The 16,288-nt window shown below is 63.7% G+C and carries 15 protein-coding genes; 13 read left to right on the top strand and 2 right to left on the bottom strand.

The window, feature by feature from the left end:
* The coding region (locus tag A3AU_RS0114070) for a transposase (RefSeq protein ID WP_027053407.1) at window positions 1–230 on the bottom strand (230 nt) is incomplete at its 3' end.
* Window positions 230–967: a 2-keto-4-pentenoate hydratase gene (locus A3AU_RS01000000135410; RefSeq protein ID WP_245235480.1), complete on the bottom strand. Its 738-nt coding sequence runs from the start codon at window positions 965–967 to the stop codon at window positions 230–232. The genes A3AU_RS0114070 and A3AU_RS01000000135410, both read right to left, overlap by 1 nt.
* A gap of 254 nt (window positions 968–1,221) precedes the next feature.
* Between A3AU_RS01000000135410 and A3AU_RS0114060 the strand changes: the two genes are divergently transcribed.
* From A3AU_RS0114060 to A3AU_RS0114000, 13 genes are all read left to right on the top strand, one after another.
* Window positions 1,222–1,629, top strand: a complete 408-nt coding sequence (locus A3AU_RS0114060; RefSeq protein ID WP_027053406.1) for a DUF3168 domain-containing protein — start codon at window positions 1,222–1,224, stop codon at window positions 1,627–1,629.
* Between the two features lie 91 nt (window positions 1,630–1,720).
* Window positions 1,721–2,020, top strand: a complete 300-nt coding sequence (locus tag A3AU_RS0114055; RefSeq protein ID WP_027053405.1) for a hypothetical protein — start codon at window positions 1,721–1,723, stop codon at window positions 2,018–2,020.
* Window positions 2,021–2,110: 90 nt separating this feature from the next.
* On the top strand, window positions 2,111–2,776 hold the full coding sequence (locus A3AU_RS0114050) for a response regulator transcription factor (RefSeq protein ID WP_019857144.1): 666 nt from the start codon (window positions 2,111–2,113) through the stop codon (window positions 2,774–2,776).
* 40 nt (window positions 2,777–2,816) lie between these two features.
* Window positions 2,817–4,187 (top strand): ATP-binding protein, encoded by a 1,371-nt coding sequence (locus tag A3AU_RS0114045; RefSeq protein WP_051355355.1) that lies wholly within the window; start codon window positions 2,817–2,819, stop codon window positions 4,185–4,187.
* Between the two features lie 109 nt (window positions 4,188–4,296).
* On the top strand, window positions 4,297–4,854 hold the full coding sequence (locus A3AU_RS0114040; RefSeq protein ID WP_245235478.1) for a hypothetical protein: 558 nt from the start codon (window positions 4,297–4,299) through the stop codon (window positions 4,852–4,854).
* Between the two features lie 117 nt (window positions 4,855–4,971).
* On the top strand, window positions 4,972–6,105 hold the full coding sequence (gene ccmI, locus A3AU_RS0114035; protein ID WP_027053402.1) for a c-type cytochrome biogenesis protein CcmI: 1,134 nt from the start codon (window positions 4,972–4,974) through the stop codon (window positions 6,103–6,105).
* Between the two features lie 8 nt (window positions 6,106–6,113).
* A complete protein-coding gene (gene ccmE / locus A3AU_RS0114030) occupies window positions 6,114–6,557 on the top strand; it encodes a cytochrome c maturation protein CcmE (RefSeq protein ID WP_027053401.1) in 444 nt (147 codons plus the stop codon).
* Between the two features lie 38 nt (window positions 6,558–6,595).
* Window positions 6,596–8,587, top strand: coding sequence for a heme lyase CcmF/NrfE family subunit (locus tag A3AU_RS0114025; protein ID WP_027053400.1), 1,992 nt, complete (start codon window positions 6,596–6,598; stop codon window positions 8,585–8,587).
* Window positions 8,584–9,051, top strand: coding sequence for a cytochrome c-type biogenesis protein (locus tag A3AU_RS0114020; protein ID WP_027053399.1), 468 nt, complete (start codon window positions 8,584–8,586; stop codon window positions 9,049–9,051). The genes A3AU_RS0114025 and A3AU_RS0114020 overlap by 4 nt, the downstream gene beginning before the upstream one ends.
* 135 nt (window positions 9,052–9,186) lie before the next feature.
* Window positions 9,187–10,740, top strand: a complete 1,554-nt coding sequence (locus A3AU_RS0114015; RefSeq protein WP_027053398.1) for a Do family serine endopeptidase — start codon at window positions 9,187–9,189, stop codon at window positions 10,738–10,740.
* A 361-nt stretch (window positions 10,741–11,101) separates the two neighbouring features.
* Complete coding sequence (locus A3AU_RS0114010; RefSeq protein WP_027053397.1) at window positions 11,102–11,776, top strand: response regulator transcription factor; 675 nt, start codon at window positions 11,102–11,104, stop codon at window positions 11,774–11,776.
* A gap of 8 nt (window positions 11,777–11,784) precedes the next feature.
* Window positions 11,785–13,266: a sensor histidine kinase gene (locus A3AU_RS0114005; RefSeq protein ID WP_027053396.1), complete on the top strand. Its 1,482-nt coding sequence runs from the start codon at window positions 11,785–11,787 to the stop codon at window positions 13,264–13,266.
* Window positions 13,266–16,226, top strand: a complete 2,961-nt coding sequence (locus A3AU_RS0114000; protein ID WP_027053395.1) for a bifunctional [glutamine synthetase] adenylyltransferase/[glutamine synthetase]-adenylyl-L-tyrosine phosphorylase — start codon at window positions 13,266–13,268, stop codon at window positions 16,224–16,226. The genes A3AU_RS0114005 and A3AU_RS0114000 overlap by 1 nt, the downstream gene beginning before the upstream one ends.
* Window positions 16,227–16,288 lie beyond the last annotated feature (62 nt).

Below are 16,288 nucleotides of genomic sequence, written 5' to 3'. Positions count from 1 at the left end.
AACATCGTCAACCAGACACCTCTTTTAGCCCAGCGGTTGAAGCGATTGTAGACCGTGGTGTAGGGGCCATATCGTTCGGGCAGATCGCGCCAAGGCGAGCCAGTCCTCAAAACATAAAATATGCCGTTCACCACACGTCGATCGTCGACCCGCTTCTTGCCCAAGCCGTGCGGCGGCAAAAGCGGCTCCACGATTTGCCATTCCGTTTCGCTTAGATCGTAGCGTGCCATCATCGCCTCCAAATCAAAGGCGTTGAATCACTGCTTCGAAAGTCATGCAAGGGTTGAGTACGCGCTCTAGGGTCGCCCAGCACCGCCGCGCCTGACCCGTTGTACTGCGACTTTCCCAGGACAGAACCGGTCACCGCATGTTTTGCCAGGTCCACGTCGCGCCAGTCTTCCTGCACGGGCTCGCCTATGACAAACAGATTGGCACAGGCATTGTCGGCGATGAGCTGCGGCGCCCCGACGGCGCAGAAATCGTCGTAGCGTGAATCCGGTATCTCGATCGCCGGGTGTAGGCCTGCCACGGCACCTATTACCTCGGCGATTTCATAGGGTGTGGGGCGAGGCGGCAAAGGGCGGCCGAAACGGAACGCGAATTCGATCTCGGCCACCCGCATCTTGCTCGTCGCCAGCGAAACGGCGCCGCCAACCTCGACCGCTTTTTCGGCGAGCAGACGCCCGGCCATCGGGCCATCGACATTGATGTGCCTTTGTCCGGCCAGGCTGGTCGCGGCAATCTTCCAGCCGAAAAGCGGCGCTGAAGAACGATCCATCACATGCGACTGGATGGCATAGCCGTCGGTCCGCGTTTGTGGCCGCAACTGCTGGGGGATGGCGTCGAGGCTGGTGCCGTTGTCCCAATGGCCTACCAGCAACCGGGACGCGGCCCTGGCTTTTTCTGCATCGAGCATCTTCAGCTCCGGAATCTGGGAAAATGCCCGTTGCGCGGCCAAGCCCGGCAACGAACATTCCATCGCGTGGACTGATCCATATGAGGCAGGATCATGTGTCAGGCAAGCGGGACCGACTTCATGCTACTTGCCCGGGCGATGGTCCTGCGGTACGTCGCCTGGCGACGGGATTGTAGGCAAGTCGTATTGTCGAGATCATCGACGATCATCATTCTGACGACGAATCGCCATCGTTTTCGCTTGGCGAACCGCTATATCTGGCAATGCAGCTTTGTCTTTGGCGCAACCGCTTGAGGAAACCACTGATGACCGCGCCCGGCGATTTGCTGCAGGCAGTTTTTCTGAGGCTTAAAAGCGACGCGTCCCTGTCGGCGCTGCTGGGCGGTGCGGGGCTGCTCGAGCAGGCAACTGACAATGCCGCCTTTCCCTACGTCACTTGCGGCCAGACCAGTGCCTTTGACTGGAACACCGGTGCCGACAACAACGACGATCAGCTGATCACGCTGCATGTCTGGTCGAAAGCCCTGGGCGACGCCGAAACGCTTGCCATCATGGACGCCATCAAGGCTCGCCTGACCGATGCGGCGCTAGTGATCGGCCCGCGCGGCCACACGCGGCTGTCGCTTGAATTCACCGAGGCCCGTTACGACGAGGATCTCCTCGTGCATCACGGGCTGCTGCGGTTTCGTGCGCTGACGCAGGAAGATTCCTGACGCGCTTTCAATCTGACCGAAACGGAGTCTAGACTGGCGTCTCGATCACTGTTCATTTCACGTTCAGCACCGATGCGTTACAACGCCGACCATGAAAACGCTTCGCTCCCACTTTCGAACCGCGACCCTGGCGCTCTGTGCTGCCGGGCTGTTCGCGTCGCAGGCGACAGCGATCCCGGTGATCGTGCCCGACCAGGCCAGCCCGATCGTCCTGGCCGCGTCCGACTGCTACGCGATCGGCCAGCAGGTGGCCGAGCAGAATGGCGGAACGCTGGCCAAGGCCTCGCAGTCGACACGCGGTGGCCAGCAGGTCTGCGTCATCGTCGTGCTGGTGCCCGGCAAGGACGGCCAGCGTCCGCGTCGTACCGAGATTGTCGTTCCCCAGAACTGACCCGATCGTTCATCATGCGGGCCTCCGTTTCCCAGGCCGCCGGAATCGGCCTATATCTGAACGAGCACTTCAACAGGTATCGATCTCCGCATGCGCGTACTCGTCGTCGAGGATGACAAGGATCTCAACCGGCAGATAGCGGACGCGCTGGTCGATGCCGGCTATGTCGTCGACCGTGCCTTTGACGGCGAGGAAGGCCATTTCCTCGGCGACACCGAACCCTACGATGCCGTCGTGCTCGATATCGGCCTGCCGCAGATGGACGGCATCAGCGTGGTGGAGCGCTGGCGCCGCGGTGGTCGCAAGATGCCGGTGCTGATCCTGACGGCGCGCGACCGCTGGAGCGACAAGGTTTCGGGTATCGATGCCGGCGCCGATGACTATGTTACCAAGCCGTTCCACATCGAGGAGGTGCTGGCAAGGCTCAGGGCGCTGATCCGCCGCGCCGCCGGCCATGCCTCGTCCGAACTCACCTGCGGGCCGCTGCGGCTCGACACCAAGGCCTCGAAGGCCGATGTCGATGGCGTGCCGCTGAAGCTGACCTCGCACGAATTCCGCCTGCTTGCCTATCTGATGCACCATATGGGCGAGGTGGTCTCGCGCACCGAACTGGTCGAGCATCTCTACGATCAGGATTTCGACCGCGATTCCAACACCATCGAGGTTTTCGTGGGGCGGCTGCGCAAGAAGATGGGCATCGACATGATCGAAACCGTGCGTGGCATGGGCTACCGCATGCGCGAGCCGGAGGCGTAACTCGGAACCGCTCAAACCAACCGCAAGGGCGCCGCTTTCGCTGCGTTTGTGGCCGCGTTCGCTGACGTTTCGCGTCATCGCCTTTTCCACGGTGTGGGCGATCCTGACCCTTGTCGTCATTTTCACCCTGATCACCACGCTCTATCGGCAGGCCAGCGAGCGCGGCTTTGACAGCCTTTTGTCGGCGCATCTGTTCAACCTGATCGGGTCCATCGGCATTTCCGATACGGGAGCGCTCACCGGGGCTCCCGACCTTGGCGACCTGCGCTTCTCGGAGCCGAATTCGGGCTGGTACTGGTCGGTGGAGCCGGCCTCGGAAGGCGTGCATGGCGACCTTCATTCGTCGTCGATGACGAGCAAGATCCCGTCGCCGAGCGTCGCCGAGGTACCCTTCAATGCCAGCTTCCAGCGCAGCTATCCGGCCAAAGGCATCGACGGCGAACAGCTCGAAGTGTTCGAGAGCGAATTCGTGCTCGACGCCAAGAACCGCGCCGCGCGCTTCCGCGTCATGGGCAACCAGAGCGAACTCGAGCAGGAAATCTCCACCTTCCAGCGCCGCCTGCTGACCTATCTCAGCCTGTTCGGCGTCGGCATGATTGCCATCAACGCCATTGCCATCCTGCTCGGCCTGCAGCCGTTGCGCCGGGTTCGCAACGCGTTGGCCATGGTGCGCGAAGGCACCGCGCAGCGGCTCGACGGCCGCTTCCCGGCCGAGATAGAGCCACTAGCCAACGAAACCAACGCCTTGATCGAAAACAACAAACGCATTGTCGAGCGCTCGCGGACCCAGGTCGGCAATCTCGCCCATTCGCTGAAGACGCCGCTGGCGGTGCTGCTCAACGAAGGTCGGGCGCTTGGCGGCGCCAAGGGACAATTGATCGCCGAGCAGGCCGCCTCGATGCAGAAGCAGGTCGACCATTATTTGCAGCGCGCCCGCGTCGCGGCGCAACGCGACAGCGTCGTCTATCGAACGCCGGTGGCGCCGCTGGTGCGGCGCATGGTGCGGGTCTTGCAGAAGCTCAACCCGCAGACCAGCCTTTCGCTGTCGCTGCCGGCCACGGAGATAGTCTTTGCCGGCGAGCGCGAGGATCTCGAGGAGCTGCTCGGCAATCTTCTCGAAAATGCGATGAAATGGGCAAGGAGCGCGGTGTCGGTCACGGTGGCACCCCTGGCCGGCAAGGATGACAATTTGTTCGAGATCAGCATCGACGACGATGGACCAGGCATTCCCGAGGACAAGGCGCGCGATGCGTTGAAGCGTGGAAGGCGCCTGGACGAGACAAAACCGGGAACAGGTCTGGGGCTGGCCATTGTCGCCGACCTTGTCAACGAGTATGGAGGCGTTCTCGCTCTCGAACGGTCCGGCCTGGGTGGATTGAAGGCAGTGGTGCGATTACGGAGCCTTCGGTGACGCATTCGTCAGACCGATCGACAGCGGCGGAAAGCGTATGTTATGGCGGCCTATCGATTACTCCCGGAGCTATTCCGATTGATCCTGGAGCAATCGAATTGCTCTCGAAATGGCCGGCAGCGGCCAAATTTCCGACAAATATCAATACTATGGCCACGCCTACTTCTCCGATGACGCGGCCCCCGGCGCATCCATGGCAGGCTCCAACTCAAGAAGACCGGTTGTTGGTATGAAGATTCGCGTCGCGCTTGTTTCCGCCTTGCTGGCCGTGTCCGGCTGCTCCACGTTGAGCGGCAAGGGCCAAACGCTCGCGCCAACACCGGCTTCGACGCCTCCGTCCGGTGGCAAGGTCACGACCTCGATCATTTCCGCAATGGGCGGCGGCCTGATTGGCGGCTCGATCGGCAGCAGTCTCAGTGCCACGGAGAAGCGCAACGCCCTCGAGGCCGAATACAAGGCCCTTGAATATACGACCAGTGGCCAGAAGGTGGCGTGGAAGGGCGACCAGGCTTCGCGTTACGGCGAAGTGGTTCCGGCCCAGCCCTACCGTGTGGGATCGCAGGATTGCCGCCAGTATACGCAAACCGTGTTTAATGGGGGCGCCAGCGTCACCGCGCGCGGAACCGCCTGCCGCAATGCCGATGGCAGCTGGACGCCGCTGACCTGATATCCAGACCGGCTCCGGCCGGTTGATGTCGATCAAGGACATCAGGCGCGCCTGCCGTCAAAGCGTCGCACGACATCTGTGTTGGCAGGGCAGGGCTCTGTCGTTATTGGATGAACCATGCTGTTCTGGGTCATAGCCGCGATACTGACGCTCGGTGCGAGCCTGGCGGTGCTGCTGCCATTGGCTGCTGGCCCGAATCGCGAATCTTCGAGTGGCGATCACGACCTGGAGGTCTATCGCGATCAATTGTCCGAGCTTGACCGCGACGCCGCGCGCGGCTTGATCCAGCCGGCTGAGGCGGCCGAGGCGCGCGCCGAGATAGGTCGCCGCATCCTTCGCCTCGACAATGCCGATGCGGCCGGCAAGGCATCAACCCGGCAGGTCACCTCACGGCTCGTCGCCACCGTGGCCGTTCTGGCCGTGCCGCTGGTCAGCTGGGGTGTTTACAGCCGGATCGGCTCGCCTGATTTGCCGTCGCAGCCGCTCAGCCAACGGCTGGCCAAGAACCCGGCCGACAGTTCTGTCGACGAATTGGTGGCGCGGGCCGAAGCCCACCTTGCCGCCAACCCTGCCGACGGCAGGGGATGGGACGTGCTGGCCCCGGTCTATCTGCGCATGCAGCGCTTTTCCGACGCGGTGGCCGCCTATCGCAACGCCATCCGCCTCGACGGCGACAGCGGCATGCGTCAGGCCGGCCTCGGCGAGGCGATCGCCGGTGCGGCGGGCGGCATCGTTTCCGCCGATGCCCAGGATGCCTTCGAGGCGGCGCTGAAGCTCGATCCGGCCAATGCCAAAGCCAGCTTCTACTTGGCCATGGCCCTGGCGCAGGAGGGGCGAAACAAGGAAGCGGCCACGGCCTGGCAAGCGATGCTAGGCACTTTACCGCCGGATTCGCCATGGCGCGATGCCGTCGAAAAGGCATTGGTTAAATCCGAGGGCCCTGAAGCCGGTTCCAGCGCAGCTGTGAAAGGTCCCGATGCAGCGGATGTCGACAACGCGTCCTCCCTGTCTCCGCAGGACCGCGAAGCCATGATCAACACCATGGTCGCCGGCCTCGACGAAAAACTGCGGCAAAATCCGCGCGACCCGGAAGGATGGATGCGGCTCGTTCGTTCCTATGTCGTGCTGGGCAAGGCCGATCAGGCGCGCGATGCGCTCGGTCGCGCCATATCGGTCTTTGGTGCCGGCAGTGACGAAGCCAAGAAACTCACCGCCTTTGCCGCCTCGCTCGGCCTGGCGGCGACGGAGTAGAACTGGATATGACCCGCAAGCAGAAACGACTGTCGGTCATTGCAGGCGGATTGGCTTTCCTGGGCGCCGCGACCGGGCTGACTTTCTATGCGCTTGGCCAGAAGGCCTCCTATTTCTACATGCCGGCCGACCTCACCACGGCGAGCGTACAGCCCGGCCAGCGCATCAGGCTCGGCGGGCTGGTCGAAAAAGGCACCATCCAGCGCGGGCAGGGGGCAACCGTCGCCTTTTCGGTCACCGACACGCATAAATCGGTCAAGGTCACCTATACCGGCATCCTGCCCGATCTTTTTCGCGAAGAGCAGGGCGTCATCACCGAAGGCACTTTCGGCCCGGACGGTGTCTTTGTCGCCGACAGCGTGCTGGCCAAGCATGACGAGCGCTACATGCCCAAGGAAGTGGCCGACGGCCTGAAGGCCAAGGGCGTCTGGCAGGAGAGCAAAAGTGACTGAACCAGAGCGGACAGCAGCAGCGGATCGCGGTGAGAGCCATGGTTGAAACCGGACATTTCGCCCTGGTCCTGGCGTTCGCGCTTTCGCTGGTGCAGACGATCGTGCCGCTGTTCGGCGCGCGGCTGAACAACCAGCGACTGATGGCTGTCGGCGGTCCCGTCGCGGTGACCGGCTTTGCGTTGACGGCGCTGTCCTTCGCGGCACTTGCGAGTGCCTATGCGAGCTCCGACTTTTCGCTGGCGAACGTCTGGGAGAATTCGCATTCGCTGCAGCCGATGATCTACAAGATCACAGGAACCTGGGGCAATCACGAAGGCTCGATGCTGCTCTGGGTGCTTATCCTGACGTTCTTTGGTGCCCTGGTCGCGGCTTTCGGTTCCAACCTGCCGGCAACGCTGCGCGCCAACGTGCTGGCCGTGCAGGGCGCCATCGGCGCCGCCTTCTTCCTGTTCATATTGGCGACGTCCAATCCCTTCATCCGGCTCAATCCGGCGCCGATCGAGGGCCGCGATCTCAACCCGGTCCTGCAGGATCTCGGCCTCGCAATTCATCCGCCGCTGCTCTATCTCGGTTATGTCGGCTTTTCGATCTGTTTTTCCTTCTCCGTCGCCGCCCTCATTGAAGGCCGCATCGACGCCTCCTGGGCGCGCTGGGTACGGCCATGGACGCTGGTCGCCTGGATGTTCCTGACCGGCGGCATCGCCATGGGTTCGTACTGGGCCTATTACGAGCTCGGCTGGGGCGGCTTCTGGTTCTGGGATCCGGTCGAGAACGCCTCCTTCATGCCATGGCTGGCGGGCACCGCGCTGTTGCATTCGGCCATCGTCATGGAAAAGCGCTCGGCGCTGAAGATCTGGACGCTGCTGCTCGCCATCCTCACCTTTTCGCTGTCCTTGCTCGGCACCTTCCTGGTGCGCTCGGGCGTGCTCACATCGGTGCATGCCTTCGCCACCGATCCGACGCGCGGCGTCTTCATCCTGTGCATCTTGACGCTGTTCATCGGCGGCTCGCTGGCGTTGTTTGCGCTGCGCGCCTCGCGCTTGACGGCCGGCGGCCTGTTCCATCCGATCTCGCGGGAAGGCGCGCTCGTCCTCAACAATCTGTTCCTGACCACAGCGACCGCCACCGTGCTCGTCGGCACGCTCTACCCGTTGGCGTTGGAAGCACTGACGGGTGATAAGATCTCGGTCGGTGCTCCCTTCTTCGACCTGACTTTCGGCCCATTGATGCTGCCGCTTCTGGCCATCGTCCCGTTCGGCCCGCTGCTGGCCTGGAAGCGCGGCGACGTCATCGCCGCGTCGCAGCGCCTGATGGCCGCCTTCGCGCTGGCGCTGGGGGCAGTGCTGGTCACCGGCCTGTTTGTCGACGGCGCTTCGGTGTTCGCCGCCCTCGGCATCGGCCTCGCCGTCTGGCTGGTCGCCGGTGCGCTTACCGACCTCGCCGTGAAGTCAGGCGTCGGATCGGTTGCACCTTCCGTGATGTTCAGGCGCTTCGCTGGCCTGCCGCGCTCGGTCTTCGGCACGGCATTGGCCCATCTCGGCCTCGGCCTGACTTTGCTCGGCATCGTCGCCACGCTCTCCTTCGGCACCGAGAAAATCCTCACCATGCGCGCCGGCGAGACGGTGGAATTGTCAGGCCATACGCTGCGTTTCGTCGGGCTCTATCCGACGCAGGGGCCGAACTACAGCGAGGACCGTGGCCGCTTCGAACTGATCGGCGTCAGCGGCAGTCCGGTCGGCGAAATCAGTTCCGCCAAGCGGTTCTTTCCGGTGCGGCAGACGACCACCACGGAGTCCGGCATCAAGACGCTTGGGCTTTCCCAGCTCTACATTTCGCTCGGTGATGAGAACAAGGACGGTTCGGTCGTGGTGCGCCTGTGGTGGAAGCCGCTGGTGACGCTGATCTGGGGCGGCGGGCTGGTGATGATGGCGGGCGCGGCCATGTCGCTGATGGACAGGCGCCTGCGCGTCGGCGCGCCGTCGCGGCGCCGCAAGCAGGCGAGTACGGCGGCGCCGGTGGCGCTGCCATGAAGGCACGGTTTTCCGCGGCATCGCTTGTCTTGCTGCTGGCGCTGTTCTTCGCCGGCGCCGCGCAGGCGGTGAAGCCTGACGAGATGCTGGCCGATCCGGTGCTCGAGGCGAGGGCGCGGACGCTGTCGGAGGGCCTGCGCTGCATGGTCTGCCAGAACCAGTCGATCGACGAATCCGATGCCGACCTTGCTCGCGACCTGCGTATCCTGGTGCGTCAGCGTCTCGTCGCCGGCGACACCGACCAGCAGGTCATGGACTATGTCGTTTCCCGCTACGGCGAGTTCGTGCTGCTGAAGCCGCGTTTCGATCTGCGCAATGCGTTGCTCTGGGGCACGCCCGTACTGTTGCTGCTGGTCGGAGGCGTATTCATCGTGCTGAGCGCGCGGTCGCGCCGGACCTTGGCAACCAAGTCGCTGTCGCCAGACGAACAGGCGGCATTGGATGCCATCCTCCACCGCGACTGACGGCTGCGACAGCCCCGCCAACATTACCAAAGTTTCATGCGTCGGAAATGGCGCTGTAATGTGCGCCGCTCTAATTCTCCTTGCCTGAGGATGCCGATCAAGGCGCGTCCCTTTGAAAAGAGGATACGAGACCCCATGAATATTGCCCCCAATTCATATTCCCGCACCCGCAAGCGTCTCCTGGCTGCCGCCGCTTCCGTCGGCGTTGCCGGCATGATCGGCGTTGGCGCGCTGACCACAGGTACCAGCCCCGTTCTGGCCGATGCCGTACGCGTCGAGGCGCCGCAGGTGCAAGGCTTCGCCGATGTCGTCGAGCGTGTCTCTCCCGCCGTCGTCAGCGTCAAGGTCAAAGCCAAGATCCAGCCGACCGCCGATGACGGCTCCGATGACCAGGACGGTCTGGACAATCTTCCCAACAATCCGCAGCTGCGCCGCTTCTTCAAGGAGTTCCGCGGCTTTGGCGACCAAAACGGCCAGAACGACGGAGGCCATCGCCGCCTCGGTCACCGCGACCGCAACAACGATCAGCCGCGCCCGGTTGCGCAGGGTTCCGGCTTCTTCATCTCCGAGGACGGCTACCTCGTCACCAACAACCACGTCGTCGAAGAGGGCACCGCCTTCACCGTGGTGACCAATGACGGCAAGGAACTCGACGCCAAGCTGGTCGGTACCGACCCGCGCACCGATCTCGCCGTGCTGAAGGTCGACGGCGGCGGCAACAAGTTCACCTATGTCGACTTCGCCGATGATTCCAAGGTTCGCGTCGGCGACTGGGTCGTGGCCGTCGGCAATCCGTTCGGCCTTGGCGGCACCGTCACCGCCGGCATCGTCTCGGCGCGCGGTCGTGACATTGGCGCTGGCCCGTATGACGATTTCCTGCAGATCGACGCTTCGGTCAATCGCGGCAATTCTGGCGGCCCGACCTTCAATCTCAACGGCCAGGTGGTCGGCATCAACACGGCGATCTTTTCGCCTTCGGGCGGCAGCGTCGGCATTGCCTTCGACATTCCCGCCTCGACTGCCAAGCAGGTTGTCGAGGACCTGATGAAGAACGGTGCGGTGCAGCGCGGCTGGCTCGGCGTCGAAATCCAGCCGGTCACGTCTGACATCGCCGAATCGCTCGGCCTGAAGTCGAACAACGGCGCGTTGGTGTCGAGCGCCCAGGACGATGGTCCGGGCAAGAAGGCCGGCATCACCGCCGGCGATGTTATCACCCAGGTCGAGGGCAAGGACGTCGCTTCGCCGAAAGAGCTCGCCCGCCTGATCGGCGCCTATTCGCCGGGCAAGTCGGTCGACGTCACCGTCTGGCGCGACGGCAAGAGCCAGACGATCAAGGTCGATCTCGGCAAGCTGCCGGCCAGCGACAAGCAGGCCTCGAACGACCAGCAACAGCAGCCTGCCGCTCCGGCCAAGCCTGATACGCTGGCCGATCTCGGCCTCACCGTCACCAAGTCCGAAAACGGCAAGGGTCTTATCGTGACCGATGTCGATCCCAACAGCGATGCCGCCGACCGCGGCATCCAGCCGGGCGACATCATCACCGCGGTCAACTCGAACGAAGTGAATGGCACCGACGACGTCGCCAAGGCGATGACCGACGCGGTGAAGGCTGGACGCAAGGCGGTGCTGATGCAGATCACCCGCGACAACAACAACCGTTTCGTCGCGCTGCCCGTCGCCAAGGGCTGACAAGACTTTTCCGGTGCGGCGGTTTCAAACACCCCCGAGCCGCCGCATGGGAAAGCATGGAGCCGGGTACGTTAGTCAGTCATCGTGCTCTCCTCCAGCGGCAGCGGGCCTCCCATCGCCCGCTGCCGCACATTTTGACAGCCCAGAACGTTCCCTCGGGCCTGGGCCGAGAGGATGTGGTGGCTGCAGCATCATGCCGCGAGACAGGCCCCGAAACAGGCTTGCCTGGGATAAAGACAACCAGAGAACAAGATTTTATCGCGCGCGGTCTCGATCATCTTGACCGCGACGCGCTTTGGCAAAGGCTAAAATGCAGATGCCGGCTACTCAACCTTCCAGCGAAATCGCGTATAACGGCCCTATGAAGATTCTCGTCATAGAAGACGATCGCGAGGCTGCGGATTATCTGCAGAAAGCCTTCGCCGAGGCTGGTCATACCGCGCATGTCGCCGGTGACGGCGAAACCGGTTTCGCGCTGGCCGACGCCGGCGACTATGACGTCATGGTCATCGACCGGATGATGCCACGCCGCGATGGTCTGTCGGTCATCGCCGGTCTTCGCTCCCGGGGCAACACCACGCCGGTGCTGATCCTTTCGGCGCTGGGCGAGGTCGATGATCGCGTCACCGGCCTGCGCGCCGGCGGCGACGATTACCTGACCAAGCCCTACGCGTTCTCCGAGCTCCTGGCCCGCGTCGAAGTGTTGAACCGCCGCGCCAGCGCCAAGGAGGCCGAAACCGTCTACCGGGTTGGCGACCTTGAACTCGACAGGCTGTCGCATTCGGTTCGCCGGGCGGGCCGCGAGATCACCCTTCAGCCGCGCGAATTCCGCTTGCTCGAATATCTGATGCGCCACGCCGGCCAGGTCGTGACGCGCACCATGCTGCTCGAAAACGTCTGGGACTATCATTTCGATCCGCAGACTAACGTCATCGATGTCCATGTTTCGCGGTTGCGCGGCAAGATCGAAAAGGGCTTCGACAAGCCGATCCTGCATACGGTTCGCGGTGCCGGCTACATGCTGAAAGGCGGCTAGGCGACAGCATGGCTCTTTCCGTGCCGGCCATCATGAAGACGACGGCAGCGCGGCTTTCGGCGCTCTACCTTCTGCTCTTCGCGCTCTGCGCCGTGTTGCTGGTCTTCTACATGACCTCGCTGTCGGCGCGCATGCTGACGGCGCAGACGCAAGAGACCATCAACGACGAAGTGCTCGGTCTTGCCCGCGCCTATCAGCGTGGTGGCCTGCCGGTGCTGGTGCGCGTGGTCGAAAACCGCTCCCGTCAGCCTGGTGCCAACCTCTATCTGATCGCTGATGCCAATGGCCAGATCCTGACCGGCAACGTGCAGAGCCTGGCGCCGGGGGTGATCGACACCGAGGGTTGGACGACCGAGCCGTTTTCCTACAAGCGCTTCGGTGAAGGCGAGCTCGAACGCCTTCGCAGCGGAACGTCCGACCAGACGTCGCCTCCCGCAACTGGCGACAACGCGGCGCCGCAGGCCGAAGGCGAGAAGGGTCACAACGCCATTGCGCTGGTGCTGCGGCTGCCCAACCAGATGATCATGCTGGTCGGCCGCGATCTTGGCGAACCGGAGCGCTTTCGCGCCGTCATCCGCCGGGCGCTGATGCTGGCGCTCGGCATGATGGGGCTCGGCGGACTGCTGATCTGGTTCTTTGTCGGCCGTGCCGCGCTGAAGCGCATCGACAGCGTGTCGGAGGCCAGCCGCCGCATCATGGGCGGTGATCTCTCGGGCCGGCTGCCGGTGACCGGCGCCGGCGACGAGTTCGACCGGCTCTCGGAAAACCTCAATTCCATGCTGGCCAGGATCGCCACGCTCAACGAAGGTCTGAAGCAGGTCTCCGACAACATCGCGCATGATCTGAAGACGCCGCTGACCCGGCTGCGCAACCGTGCCGAAGCGACACTTTCCGGCAAGCACAAGCCCGCCGACTATCGCCAGGCGCTCGAAGGCACCATCACCGAGTCCGACCAGCTGATAAAGACCTTCAACGCCATCCTGATGATCTCCCGGCTCGAGGCCGGATATTCGTCCGAACACACCAACCGCGTCGATCTGGCGGCGGCCGTGCGTGATGTCGTCGAGCTCTACGAGCCGGTGGCGGAAGAGGCTGGCGTTTCGCTGGAAGCCGAAGTGAATGGTGCTTTTCTCGTCGACGGCAACCGTGAGCTGATCGGCCAGGCGCTGTCCAACATCGTCGACAATGCGATCAAATATTCGATCGACTCCACGTCCAAGCCGGCGGTTCGCGTGACGCTCGAGCGGATGCATGGCGAGATCAGGCTTTGTGTCGCCGACAACGGCCAGGGCATTCCCGACGATGCCGATCGCGCCCGGGCAACCGAGCGTTTCGTGCGGCTGGAGAAGAGCCGTTCGCAGCCGGGCTCCGGCCTTGGCCTCAGCCTCGCCAAGGCGGTCATGACCTTCCACTATGGAAGGCTTGATCTCTTGCCTGGCAATCCGGGACTATCCGTGGTCATGAGTTTCCCCGCACGGGAGGATCACTGATGGCCGCGGCTGCGAAGTTGACGCTCACGGACTGGCTGCTAAAACCGGCGATTGGGCTTGCCCCTCTCGACGACGGACGGGCACGGCAGGAACTGGCCGAAGTCGCAGCGGCGGCACGCGAAGAAGGGTTGACACGGCTGGCCAAGTTCCTGGGCGGCAAGGGGGACCGCCAGGATTTCCTCGCCGCCGTCTTCGACCTTTCACCCTTCCTGCGTGACACCGCGCGGCGCCGGCCGCGGATCCTGGATGCCCTTTTCGACCAGCCGGTCGAGGCTCGCCTGGAAGCGATCACCACCGCCATCGATCAAGCCCCGTTAGCTGAAACGGTTTCGGAATCCGGCCTGATGATGGAGCTGCGCCAGTGCAAGGCCGAGGCGCATTTCCTGATCGCTTTGGCCGATCTCGCCGGTGAGGCGGAAACATCGATGACGGTACGGCGGCTGAGCGATCTTGCCGACGCCTGCACTCGTGCGGCGGTCGACTTCCTGCTGCGCGACGCGCATGGCCAGGGCAAGCTCGAACTGCCGGATCTCGATAACCCGTCGCGGCAATCGGGCTGGATTCTGCTCGGCATGGGCAAGCTTGGCGCGTATGAGCTGAATTTCTCCTCCGACATCGATCTTGTCGTCTTCTTCGATCCGGAAGCGCCCGCCGTGGTCGACCCTCTCGACGCCACCGAACTGTTTTCACGGCTGACGCGGCGGCTGGTGCGCATCCTGCAGGACCGCACCGAGCACGGCTATGTCTTCCGCACCGATCTGCGGCTGCGCCCCGATCCCGGTTCGACGCCACTGGCGATCCCTGTCGAAGCCGCGCTACGCTACTACGAAGCGCGTGGCCAGAACTGGGAACGTGCGGCGATGATCAAGGCCCGTCCGGTGGCCGGCGATCTTGCCGCGGGCGCCGCCTTCCTCAAGGAGTTGCAGCCCTATATCTGGCGCAAATACATGGACTATGCGGCAATTGCCGACGTCCATTCGATCAAACGCCAGATCCACGCCCACAAGGGTCATGGCGAGATCGCCGTGAAAGGCCACAACGTCAAGCTCGGCCGCGGCGGCATCCGCGAGATCGAGTTCTTCGTCCAGACCCAGCAGCTCATCGCCGGCGGCCGCTTTCCGGAACTGCGCGGCCGCGAAACCGTGCCGATGCTCGGCCAGCTTGCCGCGCGCGGCTGGATCACCACCGAGGCACGTGATGCGCTCGCCCGCCAATACTGGTTCCTGCGTCGTGTCGAGCACGCCATCCAGATGGTGGCCGACGAGCAGACGCATACGCTGCCGGAAGACGATGAAGGGCTGGCGCGCATTGCCCGCATGCTGGGTTTTGCCGATGCGGCTGCCTTTTCTCTCACGTTCCGCGCCTCGCTGCAGCAGGTCGAACGCCACTATGCGGCGCTTTTCGAAACCGCGCCCGAGCTTTCGGCGGGCATCGGCAATCTGGTCTTCACCGGCGATGTCGACGATCCCGACACGCTGCAGACCCTGCACCGCCTCGGCTTCCAGCGGCCAAGCGATATCTGCCGCGTCATCCGTGGCTGGCATTTCGGACGTTACCGGGTCACCCAGTCGGCGGAGGCGCGCGAACGGCTGACGGAATTGACCCCGGCGCTGCTCAAGGCGTTCGGCCAGACGCGCCGGGCGGACGAGGCCTTGGTCCGTTTCGACGAATTCCTCGCCGGCCTGCCGGCCGGCATCCAGCTGTTTTCGCTGCTGCAGTCCAACCCGGCACTGCTCAAGCTGATGGCGACGATCATGGGCGCCGCACCCCGGCTGGCGGCGATCATCACGCGCCGGCCGCATGTTTTCGATGGCTTGCTCGACCCCGCTTTGCTGACCGAACTTCCTGATCGTGCCTATCTCTCGGCGCGGCTTTCGGCCTTCCTCGAAGGCGACAGAGCCTATGAGGAGGTGCTTGACCGGCTGCGCATTTTTGCCTCCGAGCAGAAATTCCTGATCGGCGTGCGGCTGCTCGCCGGCTCGATCGATCCGGCCCGTGCCGGCCGCGCCTTCTCCGATCTCGCCGATCTCACCATCCGGGCGGCGTTGCGGGCGGTGACGGCCGAATTCGCGGCGCGCCATGGCTCGATCGCGGGCGGCGTGGTTTCGCTGCTCGGCATGGGCAAGCTCGGCAGCCGCGAATTGACCGCGGGTTCGGATGTCGACCTCATCCTGCTCTATGACCATGACGCCGACGCCGAGGACTCCGACGGTGAAAGGCCGCTGGCGCCTTCGCATTACTATACCCGCATGACGCAGCGGCTGATCTCGGCCGTATCGGCGCCGACGGCGGAAGGCGTGCTCTACGAACTGGACCTGCGGCTGCGCCCATCCGGCAACAAGGGACCGGTGGCGACCCATATCGATGCCTTCAAGAAGTACCAGCGCCAGGAGGCGTGGACCTGGGAGCACATGGCGCTGTCGCGCGCGCGCGCCATCGCCGGCGACGCCGGCCTGTGCAGCGAGGTCGAGGCGGAGGTTGTGACGGTGCTTGGCCAGCCGCGCGATGCCGCGAAGGTCAAGGCGGAGGCCCGAGACATGCGGGCCATGATCGAACAGGAAAAGCCGCCGCGCGACCTCTGGGACATCAAGCTGATCCCCGGAGGCCTGATCGATCTCGAATTCGTCGCCCAGGTGGCTGTCATCACCGGAGAGGTCGAGGCCGGGCCGCGCGCCACCAGTACGGCAGAAATCCTGTCTCGCCTGGCGCCTCGCTTCGCCGATGCCGGGGTCAAGCACGACCTCGGCGATGCTTATACGCTCTATCTGGCGCTGACCCAGATGACGAGGCTCTGCCTCACTGGACCGTTCGAGCGCGACGACGTTCCGCCGGGGCTTTCAGATCTGCTTCTGGCGGTGACCGACCTGCCGGATTTCGGTGTGCTCGAAGCACACCTCAAGGAGACGTCGCAGAAGGTCAGGAAGGACTTTGACCTTCTGCTTCGTGCCGGACAGCAGTGAGATAGCTGTCGAAGCATCGGACCCAAAAGTGGAAACGGGTTTTGGGAAGATCCGATGCTCGA

The organism is Mesorhizobium erdmanii USDA 3471, from assembly GCF_000472705.1.
Lineage (GTDB): Bacteria > Pseudomonadota > Alphaproteobacteria > Rhizobiales > Rhizobiaceae > Mesorhizobium > Mesorhizobium erdmanii.
This window is presented reverse-complemented; position numbering and strand designations above follow the sequence as displayed.

Bases quoted from the DNA above. Each gene is read 5' to 3' on its own strand.
- A3AU_RS0114060 (WP_027053406.1), top strand. From the start codon at position 1,222: ATGACCGCGCCCGGCGATTTGCTGCAGGCAGTTTTTCTGAGGCTTAAA.
- ccmE (WP_027053401.1), top strand. From the start codon at position 6,114: ATGACCCGCAAGCAGAAACGACTGTCGGTCATTGCAGGCGGATTGGCT.
- A3AU_RS0114050 (WP_019857144.1), top strand. From the start codon at position 2,111: ATGCGCGTACTCGTCGTCGAGGATGACAAGGATCTCAACCGGCAGATA.
- A3AU_RS0114010 (WP_027053397.1), top strand. From the start codon at position 11,102: ATGAAGATTCTCGTCATAGAAGACGATCGCGAGGCTGCGGATTATCTG.
- A3AU_RS0114000 (WP_027053395.1), top strand. From the start codon at position 13,266: ATGGCCGCGGCTGCGAAGTTGACGCTCACGGACTGGCTGCTAAAACCG.
- A3AU_RS0114015 (WP_027053398.1), top strand. From the start codon at position 9,187: ATGAATATTGCCCCCAATTCATATTCCCGCACCCGCAAGCGTCTCCTG.
- A3AU_RS0114020 (WP_027053399.1), top strand. From the start codon at position 8,584: ATGAAGGCACGGTTTTCCGCGGCATCGCTTGTCTTGCTGCTGGCGCTG.
- A3AU_RS0114040 (WP_245235478.1), top strand. From the start codon at position 4,297: ATGGCCGGCAGCGGCCAAATTTCCGACAAATATCAATACTATGGCCAC.
- A3AU_RS0114025 (WP_027053400.1), top strand. From the start codon at position 6,596: ATGGTTGAAACCGGACATTTCGCCCTGGTCCTGGCGTTCGCGCTTTCG.
- ccmI (WP_027053402.1), top strand. From the start codon at position 4,972: ATGCTGTTCTGGGTCATAGCCGCGATACTGACGCTCGGTGCGAGCCTG.
- A3AU_RS0114005 (WP_027053396.1), top strand. From the start codon at position 11,785: ATGGCTCTTTCCGTGCCGGCCATCATGAAGACGACGGCAGCGCGGCTT.
- A3AU_RS0114055 (WP_027053405.1), top strand. From the start codon at position 1,721: ATGAAAACGCTTCGCTCCCACTTTCGAACCGCGACCCTGGCGCTCTGT.